Here is a 12,978-nt window from a genome sequence, read left to right as displayed (position 1 = left end):
CAAGTGAGCGAGGCGACTGTAGCCATTTCGGAACGAGAGCAGTTTATAGCAACTAAAGGGCGGCGTAAAAACTCATTAAAATGTGATGCTGACAGCATTGCCGGCTGTGTCAGTCAACGGGCCTGTGTATACTGTGGTGCCAGAGTGGTGCTTAATCCGGTTACCGATGCGATCCACCTGGTACATGGCCCGGTCGGCTGCGCCAGCTACACCTGGGATATTCGGGGCAGCTTGTCCAGCGGCTCGGAGCTGTACCGCAACAGTTTTTGCACCGATTTACGGGAGCAAGACATTATCTTTGGCGGGGAAAAGAAATTAGCCAAAACCATTGATGAGCTTGTTGCCAAGCACCCGGCAAAACTTATGTTTGTTTATTCCACCTGTATTGTTGGTGTCATTGGCGATGATCTGGCTGCTATTTGCAAGGCGGCGGCTCTCAGAAACAATATTGAAGTTATCCCGGTAGAATCAAGTGGTTTTATTGGCAATAAATCAGCCGGTTACCGGGCGGCCTGTGAGGCTCTGTTAAAACTGATTGCTCCGGTTGACCGGGCTAAGGCTGCAGCCAGCCGGACAATCAACTACCTGGGAGACTTTAACCTGGCGGGGGAAGCCTGGATCATCAGGGATTATCTGGCCCAAATGGGGATTCAAATTAACACTGTTTTCACAGGCGATTCCACCAGTGCCACGCTCAAGGGCGCTGCCAATGCATCTCTGAATATAGTGCAATGCGCAGGCTCGATGAATTATCTGGCGGCCCAATTACAGGAACAGTATGGTATACCATATATGCAGGTTTCCTTTCTGGGGCTGGAAGATACGGCTAAATCCCTGCGCAGTATCGCCGATGCTATGGGGGGCGGTGAGATCAGGGCTAAGGCCGAGGTGCTTATCCGCCGGGAAACCGACCGGGTGTTGCCTCATATTAGGAAATTCCGGGAAAAGTTTAGCGGCAAAAAAGCAGCCGTCTATGTTGGCGGCGGTTTTAAAGCCATATCGCTCATCAAACAATTCCGGGAAATCGGGATCGAGGTTGTCATGATTGGAACCCAAACCGGCAGGCGGGAAGAGTACGATACAATCCATGAGCTTGTTGCCGAGGGCACGGTGATCCTGGATGATGCCAACCCGGCCGAACTGGAACGGTTTATGACCAGCCAGGGCGCTCATCTGCTGGTTGGCGGTGTAAAGGAACGGCCGCTGGCCTATAAGCTGGGATTGGCCTTTATTGACCATAATCATGATCGCAAGCATCCTTTAAGCGGCTATGACGGCGCGGTAAATTTTGCGCAGGAAGTTTACTCTACCCTATGTTCGCCGGTATGGAAATATACTGCGGTAAATGGAGGTGGCTGATATGGAGAACCCTTGCCATATGTGTATGCCGATGGGCGGCATTTTGGCGTTCAAAGGCATCGAAAAGTCAATGGTTATTGTTCATGGCTCACAAGGCTGCAGTACGTATATGCGGCGGCATATTGCCGAACATTTTAACGAACCGGTTGATGTCGGTTCCTCTTCCCTTAATGAAAAAGGGACTGTATATGGCGGGGCTGCGAATCTCCGTACCGCACTTGATAACATCAACCGGGTATATCAGCCCAAACTGGTTGGCGTTGTTACCACCTGCCTGGCAGAGACTATTGGTGAAGACGTTGCCAGAATTGTAAAAGAGTACCGGCAGGATAACGGGGTTGATATGCCGATTGTCGCTGCCAGTACGCCCGGTTACGGCGGCAGCCACCACGAAGGCTACTGGCTGACAGTAAGACGAATTGTCGAAACGCTGGCTACAACTACTGAGCGGCATAACAAGATCAATATAATTATTCCCAGTTTGAGTCCGGCGGATATTCGTGAGCTAAAGCGTCTTTTGGCAGCAATGGAGCTTGATTATAGCCTGTGCCCGGATATCTCGGATACTATGGATCAGCCGTACCTGCCTGTGTATAGCAAGTTGCCGGACGGCGGCACCGCTGTTGCGGATATCTGCCGGATGAGTGGTGCGCCGGCGACAATTGAACTGGGAGTTACTGTGGAGGGCAGTGTATCACCGGGGAAATACCTGGAGGATACATTTGGCGTACCTCTCTATACGGTGCCGATTCCTATTGGCATTGAGAATACAGATGCATTTATGGAAGCGTTGGCGACCATTAGCGGCAAAAAGCGGCCGGCGGCAATCGAGCTTGAGCGGGGACGGCTGCTTGATGCTATGATTGACTCTCATAAATACAATTTTGCCGGTCGCGCTGCTATTTTTGGTGATCCTGAGCTGGTATACGCTGTTACTCAGGTCTGCATGGAAAATGGAATTCGCCCCATCGTTGTGACCGGTGATAAAAATGGTAACTTGTCCAGGCTGCTGCCAGATAATGAAATGACCAGTGAAACGGTTGTCTTGGCAGAGCCGGATTTTAAATTAGTACAGGACAGGGCTGGGGCCGGTTTGGTCAATATAGCGATTGGTCATTCAGACGGACGTTTTCTTACCGAACGGGATGGCATTCCTTTAGTCCGGCTGGGATTCCCTATTCATGACCGGGTAGGCGGGCAACGCCTTCTCTCTGTAGGCTATACGGGTACTGCGCTGCTTTTAGACCGTATCACCAATACCCTGCTGGAAGATAAATATAAAGATTACCGTAAGAATATGTTTGCTAAATATTTTCAACAGCCAAAAACTGAACGACCAAGAAAGGGGGTGGCCGCTCTATGACGAGTGTGCTTACCGATAAACATCCCTGCTTTTCCGCGCAAGCTCAGCATCAATACGCCCGCATGCATCTGCCGGTGGCTCCCCGGTGTAATATCAGCTGTAATTATTGTAGTCGCAAGTTTGACTGTGTAAACGAAAGCCGTCCGGGAGTAACAAGTGAAATCCTGTCACCCCTGGAAGCGAAAGAAAAATTTGCCCAAGTTAAAGCAGCAATTCCCAATTTGAGTGTTGTCGGCATTGCCGGGCCGGGGGATGCCCTGGCAAACTGGGCGGAAACACAGGCGACAATTGAGCTTGTTAAACAAGTTGATCCGGACATTATGGTCTGTTTATCAACAAACGGGCTGCTGCTGCCTGAATATGCACCAGAGTTAATTAAACTGGGGGTGCAGCATGTAACTGTAACTGTTAACTGTACGGATCCGGTTGTCGGCGCTCAGGTTTATGGAACTGTTAATTATCAGGGCAAGCGTTATGTTGGTGTTGAGGGTTCGGATATTCTTCTGAATAATCAACAGGAAGGCATTATGTATCTGGCCGGGCATGGGGTTACTGTTAAGGTAAATATTGTCATGATTAAACTGGTTAATGATTGGCATGTTCCCGATATTGTCAAAAAGGTTAAGCAGCTAGGTGCCTGTATGACTAATATTATGCCGTTTATTCCTGCTCCAGGCAGCGTCTTTTCCGGCTTGCCGCAAACAAATCCGCGTGATGTTACAGCCGTTCGCACAGCTTGTGCCACTGAACTGAGACAAATGACTCATTGCCGTCAGTGCCGGGCGGATGCCATTGGGTTATTAGGGCAAGACAGAGCCGGTGAGTTTCGCAGTTGCGTCAGTCAGGTGGAACCGGTTGAGGTCAAGCCAATACCGTTTGTTCCCCACTACAAGATTGCTGTTACCAGCAAATTTGGCAAGCTGGTGGACTTACATTTTGGTCAGGCAGAAGAGTTCCTGATTTATCAGGTGAATGGCAGCCGTTTTGAACTGGTAGAGACGCGGCAGCTGGAAAAATATTGTGCAGGCAATGTTGTCTGCGATAATGAGGATAAAAGAAAAGAAGCGATATTAATGGCTTTGTCTGACTGTGATGCGGTATTGACTATGCGTATCGGTTATCAGGCCCAGAAGCGCCTCTTGAAGCGGGGCATAATGTCAGTTGAGTACTGCTATACAATAGAAAGCGGGCTTGGTTACGCAACAGAACAACTTGATTTGAAAGCTGCTGCTGTTTAAAGGCAAGGAGGTAATAAAAATGGCGCGGGAAATTGCTGTGTTTGTGGGTAATAACGGTAGTACGGCTGCCCTGGGAGAATCAGGCAAAGTGATTGTTTACCGGCGCCAACAGGGAAAATGGCAACCGGTCAGCGAGGCCTTGTTTCAGCTCGATCCCACAAGTGGCATGGCAGGAGCACGGCAACAATTAGCAGCAATGATAGAATTTATCGGACGATGCCGTGTTTTTGTTGCCCGGGCTGTCGCCGGCCTTTTATACAAAGAACTTGAACAGGCGGGATTTAGTATTTGGGAATTTGACGGTCGGCCGCTAGACTTTCTGGAGTATATATTAATTCAGGAAGAACTTGCCGCCCGCCAGCCTGCGCCACTAAAGGCAGTAACCCCGGCTGTTGTTGAGACCGGACCAGGCTGCTATCAGGTATCACTTAAGGAGTTGCAGCAAAGCGGCACCGGAATGACTTCTAAGCAAGTATTGCAACCCTTGTTGCAGGGTAACTTCTATCTTGTCGAAGTTCACTGCAGCCATATTCCGCCCTGGCTGGAGGCTGACTGGGCCTGTGGCAAGTTTGACTGTAAATCCGAGCAGTCTGCAAATGGCATTAAATTGACAATAAAGAAGAAAAGCTGTGGGTGATTATAATGAGCAAGCCAATATGGATTGATCAGACCCTAAATGCAGCCGTTAACTCGTATCTTACCAGTGCGCAGCTTGAGCATATAGCCAGGCTGCTGTCAGGACTAGGAATGCAGGCAGCCGGTATTTATATGCCGGTCTGGCAACAGTATTGTCCGGATTTGTCTGCTGTTAGGCAGCAGCTTGAACTCTGGGGGATAATCGATATATCTGCCTATGACCTTAAATGGTTAGAACAGGCAGGTATTAAACGAGTAATAATGGTGGCGCGTAATATTTGCTCAGATGAATGCAGGGCTAACCTGGGCGCAGCAATAAGCAAAGCAAGCAGGCTTGACCTGGATGTCGCGCTGTTGCTGGAAGGTCTGGCTAATCTGGACCAACGCGGCCTGGCAGCTGTTATCACCGAAATTAACAGCTATTCTATAAAAACTGTTTTCTATGGAGATGAGAATGGGAGCGGCAATTATTTAACTATCTTTGATCAAATAACCCTATTAAAAAATAATTTACATTGTCCTATCGGCATTCGGGCCGGAAATGCCTATGGTTTGGCAACTGCCAATACACTGGCCGCAATGAAGGCGGGCGCCCGGCAGGTAATGACGGCGGTAGCCGGTGTCGGCGGTTTCGCTCCCTGGGAAGAGGCCCTTATGGCTGCCAAACAATTTGCCGGACAGGATATCGTCATACCACCTGCTTTAGCAGGTAACTGTCAACAGGTTCTAGCGGCCCTGCAGCTTACTGTTTCCGCCAATAAAGCCATTATTGGCCCAGCTATTTTTGCTCATGAATCAGGCTTGCATGTTGATGGCGTCAACAAGGACCCGTGGTTATATGAGCCCTTTGCTCCGGAACTTGTAGGATTAAGCAGGCAGCTTATTATTGGTAAACATTCTGGAACCACGGCGCTAAAAACTAAGTTTGCATCCTGGGGGATACAGTTGGAGGACGTGGAGTCCAAAAGGCTGCTTGCCAGTGTGCGGGCCCTGTCCGTACGCAACAAGTCGGCGGTTAGTGATGATGAATTACAGCGTCTATACTTATCAGGCTGAGAGGTGCAGACCTATGCAAGAACTCAATCAGGGTGTTTTAATTGATACCACTTTGCGAGACGGAGAGCAAGCAGCGGGGATCGTTTTTACAGCCATGGAAAAGCTCGCCATTGCCACTGCGCTGGATAAAGCCGGCATAACCTGGATTGAAGCGGGTACACCGGCTATGGGGCCGGAAGAGACCGAGGCTTTGCGATTTATTCTTGATGCCCGTCTAAAAGCAGTGATATTTGCCTGGAATCGTGCATGCCGGGAAGATATTGAAGCGTCAATTGCCTGTGGCTTTGAATTTTTGCATATCTCTGTTCCTGTATCAGATCTTCACATTCATCGGAAACTAAAGAAAAGCCGCGACTGGGTGATCGCTCAGCTGAAAAATGCGATACTTTTAGCCCAAAGCCATGGCTGTTATGTGTCGGTTGGGGCCGAAGACGCATCGCGGGCCAGTTCCGGGCAATTTCTGGAACTGGCTGAGCTTAGTGCCAGCCTTGGTGCGAGAAGAATTCGTTATGCAGACACAGTTGGTCTGTTAGATCCGTTTTCTGTCACGAAAATTATGGCTGATCTCGCAGTCCGCTGCCCATTACCCATTGAATTTCATGGCCATAATGATTTTGGCCTGGCTACAGCCAACACATTAGCCGCTTTACAAAATGGAGCCGTATTTGCCAGTGTGACTGCTACCGGTATTGGAGAACGGTCAGGCAATGCCGCCTTAGAGGAAGTTGTCACTGCTCTACATGAAATATATAAGGTGCCTAGCCAGATTGGTATAGAGGCAGTAAAAAATATAGGCTGCCAAGTGGCAGCCCTGGGGCGCAGACGTATTTTCCAGACCGGAATCATATCTTAAAATAATTAATAGGCCTGTCCGCCTGGTATATTCCGGGCGGACCTTTTTGCCAAGCGGCTTGATAATAGCCGTGTTTTCTTTATATTTTCCTGAATCTCACGGTTAACACGCGGACTGGTCAGCACGGTAACGGAAGACAAGTTTTTACTAAATCCTTTACCGTGAGCATATTTGATCGTAGTTTTCACAGCTGAACCTCCCCTGCGAATTAGATTATTTGTCTAAGCGTTGGTATAATTCCTGGTATTTTCTTAATACAGGATCAGTGGTTAAGTCGTTATCCGGATGAACATCCAATAATGCTTTAGGGCAAAACTCGGAGGAAAACTCACAGGAACTACTTTCGATGCAATCGGCGCATCCTTTGATTTTGTACATGGTACAAAATCACCTCCTGAGAATTATTAGCATTACAATATCTCACGCTACTATAGTTTCTGAAAACAAACGCCATTTTATTACCGGCCATTGTGGTAATTTTTACGAAGCAGGTCCAGAAACGGTGCGGCCCTTTGGTCATTAGTTTATTATTTCATATAGACAATGGTATAATATAGAAACAAACTATAGAGAGAAAGTGGTGGAGCATGATGCGAGCAGGAAAAATAGGAGAACTGTACGAATCAGGCCAGCATAAATTAGAAGAAAAAATTATGTACCGTTTGGATAGTGAAGGTCATAGACTTCTTATTGTTAAAGCAGGAATTATTAACCGGGAAATAGAAAATATTCAGAAAGGGACCGCCATATTCAGTATGTATATTGATGGCCCTGTTATTTTTTTACTCTTTAGATTTGGAACCGAAAGCTGGAACGACGCGCCATTCTCCTGGCATACCGTGCCGCGTGGCATCCGGGTATATCCAGAGGAGGCTGCAGATTCTTCTGTTTTACAAGTCACACTCGTAAATGCTGACAATGGTATTGTGCAGGCCGTGAGGAAGATCGCCATGACTTCTGAATTTGCCAATAAGCTTAATTTAGCTATAACTGCCCAGGCTAACGGCAGCTTCAATGGCTTATCCTACGCGAAACACCTGAATATGGTGTACAACCAGTACACTGCTGAAGAAATGGCAGACATGGCTGGCGTACATATGGTTACCTTATAAATTATTAGAGGAGAGGAGTATTTTGCGATGAGTGAATTTAAAGCCTGGCATAACAAGACGATTGCGGATAAAGTTGTCGAAGCCTTGCAAAAGAACAACTTTACCGCCAGCTATGTCAGCACCCGGCAAGAGGCTTTGGCAAAGCTGGCTGCCTTGATTCCTCCTGATGCTACTGTTGGGATCGGCGGTTCCTGGACGATTAAGGAAATTGGTATTGATACCTTGCTGGAAGAGCGGGGCAATACCGTATTCAACCATAACAAACCGGGACTGTCGCCGGAAGAATCTCTGGCGCTGCGGCGGCAGGAAATGACGGCGGATGTTTTCCTTACCGGAACTAATGCCCTGACTCTGAAAGGTGAACTTGTTAATGTTGACGGGGCTGGTAACCGGGTTGCAGCGATGATTTTTGGTCCTAAAAAGGTTATTGTCATAACCGGTGTAAATAAAATTGTTACTGATGTTGATGCCGCCATGGACCGGATTGAATTGTTTGCCGCTCCGATTAACAATAAACGTCTAAATCGTCCTAACCCATGTACTATAACCGGTGAATGTATGGATTGCCAAGGGCCTACGCGGATATGTAATGTAACTACAGTCATGCACAAAAAGCCCGCGGCAAGTGATGTTGAGATTATCATTATTGGAGAAGAGTTAGGTTTTTAATATTATGTTGGACAGGCAAGGGCAGCGCATATTGTAGTGTGTTGCCCTTGTTTTTTACCCCATCAGAATTGATAAAGTTCAAGACTATAATCTAAGGGATAAGAAAAATCTATACCCTAAAGGGCACAGGTGGCTTCTGCCGGCGTCCTAGAGGACTTGGCCCAAGCCAAGAATACTTGATAAGCCAGTTTTTTCTAGGCTTGTACGAATAATTAATGAATAACCGCAGCCCTCCTGTCATATATGTTATTGTCTTAGGCATTTATAAAAGGGGATGGCTGCATGGGTAAACGGCTATGGAAACAGGCTGTTTGGTTACTTTTCTTTTTCGGGCTTATTATTTTTGCTGTGCCAACTCAGGCCCAGGCTACCGCACAAGTAGCTTCGTCTCAGATCATTGTTAATCTCCCCAGTCGTACCCTGGAACTTTATCAAGATAATATTCTGATAAAAGAGTATCCGGTAGCCATTGGAAAGTCGGATACACCTACACCGGTCGGTAATTTTTCCATAATTGAAAAGGAGGTAGATCCCGCCTGGTATCCTCCCGGCAAGAACTATGTTGTGCCTTCCGGGCCTGAAAACCCACTGGGATACCGTTGGATGGGGTTGGGTGACCTGTATGGCATTCATGGTACGAATGATCCCTGGTCAATTGGACTGGCAATATCTAATGGCTGTATCCGCCTGCAGGAAGTAGATGCTGAAGAACTATTTGAGCTGATTAACTGTGATACTCCGGTTAAGATTGAATATGAGCGGATTAAAGTACGGATTAATGCCGGCGGCCAGGCAACGATTGGCATTTATCCGGATGTCTATAATCAGCAGAAAATAACGCTGGCTGATGCCAAGAAGGCATTGCAGCAGGCTGCATTAGATAATCTTATTGACGATGATTTTCTTCAAGCACTTATACAGGCTGTTCCCGATCGGCAGGTTGTATTTGCTCAGCTTCATAACCTTAGAATAAACGGAACCTTACGGCCTGAGTACATATTAGCCAGAGGCGGCGAGAAGTATGTACCGGTCTTGGCTTTAGCCGATAGCCTGCATACTTCTGTACAATGGAACGCAGTGAGCCGGACCGTAACCCGTCAAAATGAGGCAGTTCCTGGTCTTAAGCTTGGTGAAAGAATATATGTGGCTGCTGATCAGGTACCTTTGCTGTTTGGCGGGCGGGAGAGCTGGAATGATGAGCAAAATTGCCTTGAATTACTCTTGCCTGTTGCCAGGTTGGATGGACACCTACTATCGGGTGATATTCAACGCTTAGATAATATACTGGCGGTACCGGCACTGGCGATAGCCAATGAATTAGGCGAGCGCGTAACCTGGCGGCCTGCAACAGGAGAACTGCTTATACACGGGAAACCAGCGCCAATTAAACTAATTAGTGGGCAACCATTTATCGCAATAAATGATATCAGTGAAGTTTATAATGTAAAAACAGACTGGAATGACCAAACACAGATGCTTGATATGATCTATCCGCTGTTTCCTGTTGATTATTCTATGTATTTGGATCCTAACGACGAATATTTGTGATAACCAATATAGCTGCCACTAAGGATGTATAGTGTTCAATGTAAATTCCTAAACTTTTCCTAAGGTAAAATAGTGTCCCACAAGATGCTGGAGAATTTACTTTGTTTAAGTAGATTGACATAATTAATGGAGATGTGCTATTATAACTAAGCCGCCAAGGGTACGGCAGAATATCCCACCCTAACAAACAGTGAGAAGTGGATAAAAAATAATTGTTTTATCCTTGACATGTTTATATAAACGTGTTAACATATAAAAGCTGTCGCATTCAGCAGTAAGCAAGACAATAATGAATGCAAAGCGTATTGACATGATGGGCGCGTCGATCCCGGGCAGAGCGTATCGTCCATGATACACCCGTGATCCTAGCGCATCCGTGCGCGTCGGTCCCGGGCAGAGCGTATCGTCCATGATACGCCCGTGATCCTAGCGCATCCATGCGCGTCGGTCCCAGGCAAAGCGTATCGTCCTGATACGCCTGTGATCCTAGCGCATCCATGCGCGTCGTTCCCTGAAAACTGAACAATGTAAAGAAATGCATCATTAAAAGCCAGATGTGCGGTGTGCTGCCATGCAGCACAACCAACAACAATTTTGATTGAATTGAGCCGATAAAACGGCTTCAATATAAATGTAGTCACTATGTGATTGCAGCATTTTATTGGAGAGTTTGATCCTGGCTCAGGACGAACGCTGGCGGCGTGCCTAACACATGCAAGTCGAACGGAGTAGTTAGCAATAGCTACTTAGTGGCGAACGGGTGAGTAACGCGTAGACAACCTGCCTCTGAATTGGGGACAACACCGCGAAAGTGGTGCTAATACCGAATGTGGTATCTTGGTTGCATGACTGAGATAAGAAAGGTGGCCTCTCAAAGAAGCTATCGTTCAGAGATGGGTCTGCGTCTGATTAGCTGGTTGGTGAGGTAACGGCTCACCAAGGCGACGATCAGTAGCCGGTCTGAGAGGATGAACGGCCACACTGGGACTGAGACACGGCCCAGACTCCTACGGGAGGCAGCAGTGGGGAATCTTCCGCAATGGACGAAAGTCTGACGGAGCAACGCCGCGTGAGTGAAGAAGGCCTTCGGGTCGTAAAGCTCTGTCGTTTGGGACGAACGTATCCTATGTAAATAATATAGGGTAATGACGGTACCAAAGGAGGAAGCCACGGCTAACTACGTGCCAGCAGCCGCGGTAATACGTAGGTGGCAAGCGTTGTCCGGAATTATTGGGCGTAAAGGGCGTGTAGGTGGCCTGATAAGTCGTGTGTCTAAGTGCGAAGCTCAACTTCGTATGGGCGCAGGAAACTGTCAGGCTTGAGTGCAGGAGAGGAAAGTGGAATTCCCAGTGTAGCGGTGAAATGCGTAGAGATTGGGAGGAACACCAGTGGCGAAGGCGACTTTCTGGACTGTGTCTGACACTGAGGCGCGAAAGCCAGGGGAGCGAACGGGATTAGATACCCCGGTAGTCCTGGCCGTAAACGATGGGTACTAGGTGTAGAGGGTATCGACCCCTTCTGTGCCGGAGTTAACGCAATAAGTACCCCGCCTGGGGAGTACGGCCGCAAGGTTGAAACTCAAAGGAATTGACGGGGGCCCGCACAAGCGGTGGAGTATGTGGTTTAATTCGACGCAACGCGAAGAACCTTACCAGGGCTTGACATTGAGCGAAAGGTCTAGAGATAGATCCCTTACTTTCGGGTAACGCGAAAACAGGTGGTGCATGGCTGTCGTCAGCTCGTGTCGTGAGATGTTGGGTTAAGTCCCGCAACGAGCGCAACCCTTATCCTTTGTTGCCAGCGCGTAAAGGCGGGAACTCAAGGGAGACTGCCGCAGAGAATGCGGAGGAAGGCGGGGATGACGTCAAGTCATCATGCCCCTAATGTCCTGGGCTACACACGTACTACAATGGGCTTAAACAAAGCGAAGCAAACCTGCGAAGGCAAGCAAAACGCAGAAACAAGCTCTCAGTTCGGATCGGAGGCTGCAACTCGCCTCCGTGAAGTCGGAATCGCTAGTAATCGCAGGTCAGCATACTGCGGTGAATACGTTCCCGGGCCTTGTACACACCGCCCGTCACACCACGAAAGTCAGTCACACCCGAAGCCGGTGGGGTAACCAGAAATGGAACTAGCCGTCGAAGGTGGGGCCGATGATTGGGGTGAAGTCGTAACAAGGTAGCCGTATCGGAAGGTGCGGCTGGATCACCTCCTTTCTAGGGAGAAGCGTTTGGGTTAACCCCCAAACAACTTCCAGGTCGGTACATTTGGCAGATGCACAGATTTACATTGTTTGGTTTTGAGGGAATGCTTTTGTTACCAAAAGTTACTTGTTGCAAAACACAAGCAATGATGGTAACATAGATATTCCTGAAAACATGTTCCTTGAAAACTGCACAGAAGAAAGCAAAGTAAAAGTACCTCTCATATGCAAATATGTGAAGTAACTTAACGAAGCGCAATTAGGATTTTTAAAAAATGACTTAACCTTAGTCACAAGCAAAGTTTAAGTTGAGGCGGAGACTGGCTAGAAGGTGCCATATGCTAGGCGCCCCGGAAACCCGAGCCGTGCCGCGTACTCGCGTACGCAAACAATCGGGTTGAGGAGCAACAACGCAGATGGCGGCTTATAGACAGTCGGAGCTAGAAGTCAAGTTAGTAAGGGCATACGGTGGATGCCTAGGCGCCAAGAGCCGAAGAAGGACGCGGTAAGCTGCGAAAAGTCATGGGGAGCCGCAAGCAGGCCCTGATCCATGAATCTCCGAATGGGGGAACCCAGTGGTGGTCATGCACCATTACCCGACTTAGGTCGGGAGGTAAGCCGGGGAACTGAAACATCTAAGTACCCGGAGGAAAAGTAATCAACAGAGATTCCCCAAGTAGCGGCGAGCGAACGGGGAAGAGCCCAAACCAGTGGACTTCGGTCGACTGGGGTTGAGGACCGGCGGAAGTTTCGTCAGGCCTAGTCGAACTACCTGGAAAGGTAGGCCGCAGAAGGTAACAGCCCTGTAAGCGAAAGGCAGAGCGAAATGGCCGGAATCCAGAGTACCACGGGACACGAGGAACCCTGTGGGAAGCAGGGGGGACCACCCTCCAAGGCAAAATACTCGAGGCGACCGATAGCGCATAGTACCGTGAGGGAAA

At 48.4% G+C, this 12,978-nt stretch carries 10 protein-coding genes and 2 rRNA genes (1 of these 12 cut by a window edge); 11 read left to right on the top strand and 1 reads right to left on the bottom strand.

Translation table 11 applies throughout. The features are described from left to right. Positions 1 to 3 precede the first annotated feature (3 nt). Genes nifE through ACZ481_RS24885 form a run of 6 tightly spaced genes read left to right on the top strand, consistent with a single transcriptional unit; the run spans position 4 to position 6,505 of the window. Positions 4 to 1,359, top strand: a complete 1,356-nt coding sequence (gene nifE / locus ACZ481_RS24910; protein WP_464768034.1) for a nitrogenase iron-molybdenum cofactor biosynthesis protein NifE — start codon at positions 4 to 6, stop codon at positions 1,357 to 1,359. Position 1,360: 1 nt separating this feature from the next. Next, positions 1,361 to 2,722 (top strand): nitrogenase component 1, encoded by a 1,362-nt coding sequence (locus ACZ481_RS24905; RefSeq protein ID WP_464768033.1) that lies wholly within the window; start codon positions 1,361 to 1,363, stop codon positions 2,720 to 2,722. Then, complete coding sequence (nifB, locus tag ACZ481_RS24900) at positions 2,719 to 3,960, top strand: nitrogenase cofactor biosynthesis protein NifB (protein WP_464768032.1); 1,242 nt, start codon at positions 2,719 to 2,721, stop codon at positions 3,958 to 3,960. The genes ACZ481_RS24905 and nifB overlap by 4 nt, the downstream gene beginning before the upstream one ends. A gap of 19 nt (positions 3,961 to 3,979) precedes the next feature. After that, positions 3,980 to 4,597 (top strand): Fe-only nitrogenase accessory AnfO family protein, encoded by a 618-nt coding sequence (locus ACZ481_RS24895; protein ID WP_464768031.1) that lies wholly within the window; start codon positions 3,980 to 3,982, stop codon positions 4,595 to 4,597. Positions 4,598 to 4,602: 5 nt separating this feature from the next. Next, positions 4,603 to 5,652: a homocitrate synthase/isopropylmalate synthase family protein gene (locus tag ACZ481_RS24890; RefSeq protein ID WP_464768030.1), complete on the top strand. Its 1,050-nt coding sequence runs from the start codon at positions 4,603 to 4,605 to the stop codon at positions 5,650 to 5,652. A gap of 13 nt (positions 5,653 to 5,665) precedes the next feature. Further along, positions 5,666 to 6,505 (top strand): homocitrate synthase, encoded by an 840-nt coding sequence (locus ACZ481_RS24885; RefSeq protein WP_464768029.1) that lies wholly within the window; start codon positions 5,666 to 5,668, stop codon positions 6,503 to 6,505. A gap of 5 nt (positions 6,506 to 6,510) precedes the next feature. On the opposite strand, the gene ACZ481_RS24880 is transcribed toward ACZ481_RS24885, so the two are convergent. Next, the gene (locus tag ACZ481_RS24880) at positions 6,511 to 6,693 is read right to left on the bottom strand and encodes a hypothetical protein (RefSeq protein ID WP_464768028.1); all 183 of its coding nucleotides are present in this window, start codon (positions 6,691 to 6,693) and stop codon (positions 6,511 to 6,513) included. 399 nt (positions 6,694 to 7,092) lie between these two features. On the opposite strand from ACZ481_RS24880, the gene ACZ481_RS24875 reads away from it, so the two are divergent. From ACZ481_RS24875 to ACZ481_RS24855, 5 genes are all read left to right on the top strand, one after another. Next, entirely contained in the window at positions 7,093 to 7,617 is a 525-nt protein-coding gene (locus ACZ481_RS24875) for a hypothetical protein (RefSeq protein WP_464768027.1), read from the top strand. Positions 7,618 to 7,644: 27 nt separating this feature from the next. Next, positions 7,645 to 8,286, top strand: a complete 642-nt coding sequence (locus ACZ481_RS24870; protein WP_464768026.1) for a lactate utilization protein — start codon at positions 7,645 to 7,647, stop codon at positions 8,284 to 8,286. 282 nt (positions 8,287 to 8,568) lie between these two features. Further along, positions 8,569 to 9,834 (top strand): L,D-transpeptidase family protein, encoded by a 1,266-nt coding sequence (locus ACZ481_RS24865; RefSeq protein ID WP_464768025.1) that lies wholly within the window; start codon positions 8,569 to 8,571, stop codon positions 9,832 to 9,834. 658 nt (positions 9,835 to 10,492) lie between these two features. Then, positions 10,493 to 12,050, top strand: a 16S ribosomal RNA gene (locus tag ACZ481_RS24860). Positions 12,051 to 12,482: 432 nt separating this feature from the next. Then, positions 12,483 to 12,978, top strand: a 23S ribosomal RNA gene (locus tag ACZ481_RS24855); it runs 2,422 nt beyond the window's last position. Together the 16S and 23S rRNA genes form the textbook arrangement of a ribosomal RNA operon.

The sequence above is a fragment of the Sporomusa intestinalis genome (assembly GCF_055383785.1).
This window is presented reverse-complemented; position numbering and strand designations above follow the sequence as displayed.

What these genes read in the sequence shown, in the direction of transcription:
- ACZ481_RS24905 (WP_464768033.1), top strand. Translation starts at nt 1,361, where the DNA reads ATGGAGAACCCTTGCCATATGTGTATGCCGATGGGCGGCATTTTGGCG.
- nifB (WP_464768032.1), top strand. Translation starts at nt 2,719, where the DNA reads ATGACGAGTGTGCTTACCGATAAACATCCCTGCTTTTCCGCGCAAGCT.
- ACZ481_RS24895 (WP_464768031.1), top strand. Translation starts at nt 3,980, where the DNA reads ATGGCGCGGGAAATTGCTGTGTTTGTGGGTAATAACGGTAGTACGGCT.
- ACZ481_RS24890 (WP_464768030.1), top strand. Translation starts at nt 4,603, where the DNA reads ATGAGCAAGCCAATATGGATTGATCAGACCCTAAATGCAGCCGTTAAC.
- ACZ481_RS24885 (WP_464768029.1), top strand. Translation starts at nt 5,666, where the DNA reads ATGCAAGAACTCAATCAGGGTGTTTTAATTGATACCACTTTGCGAGAC.
- ACZ481_RS24875 (WP_464768027.1), top strand. Translation starts at nt 7,093, where the DNA reads ATGATGCGAGCAGGAAAAATAGGAGAACTGTACGAATCAGGCCAGCAT.
- ACZ481_RS24870 (WP_464768026.1), top strand. Translation starts at nt 7,645, where the DNA reads ATGAGTGAATTTAAAGCCTGGCATAACAAGACGATTGCGGATAAAGTT.
- ACZ481_RS24865 (WP_464768025.1), top strand. Translation starts at nt 8,569, where the DNA reads ATGGGTAAACGGCTATGGAAACAGGCTGTTTGGTTACTTTTCTTTTTC.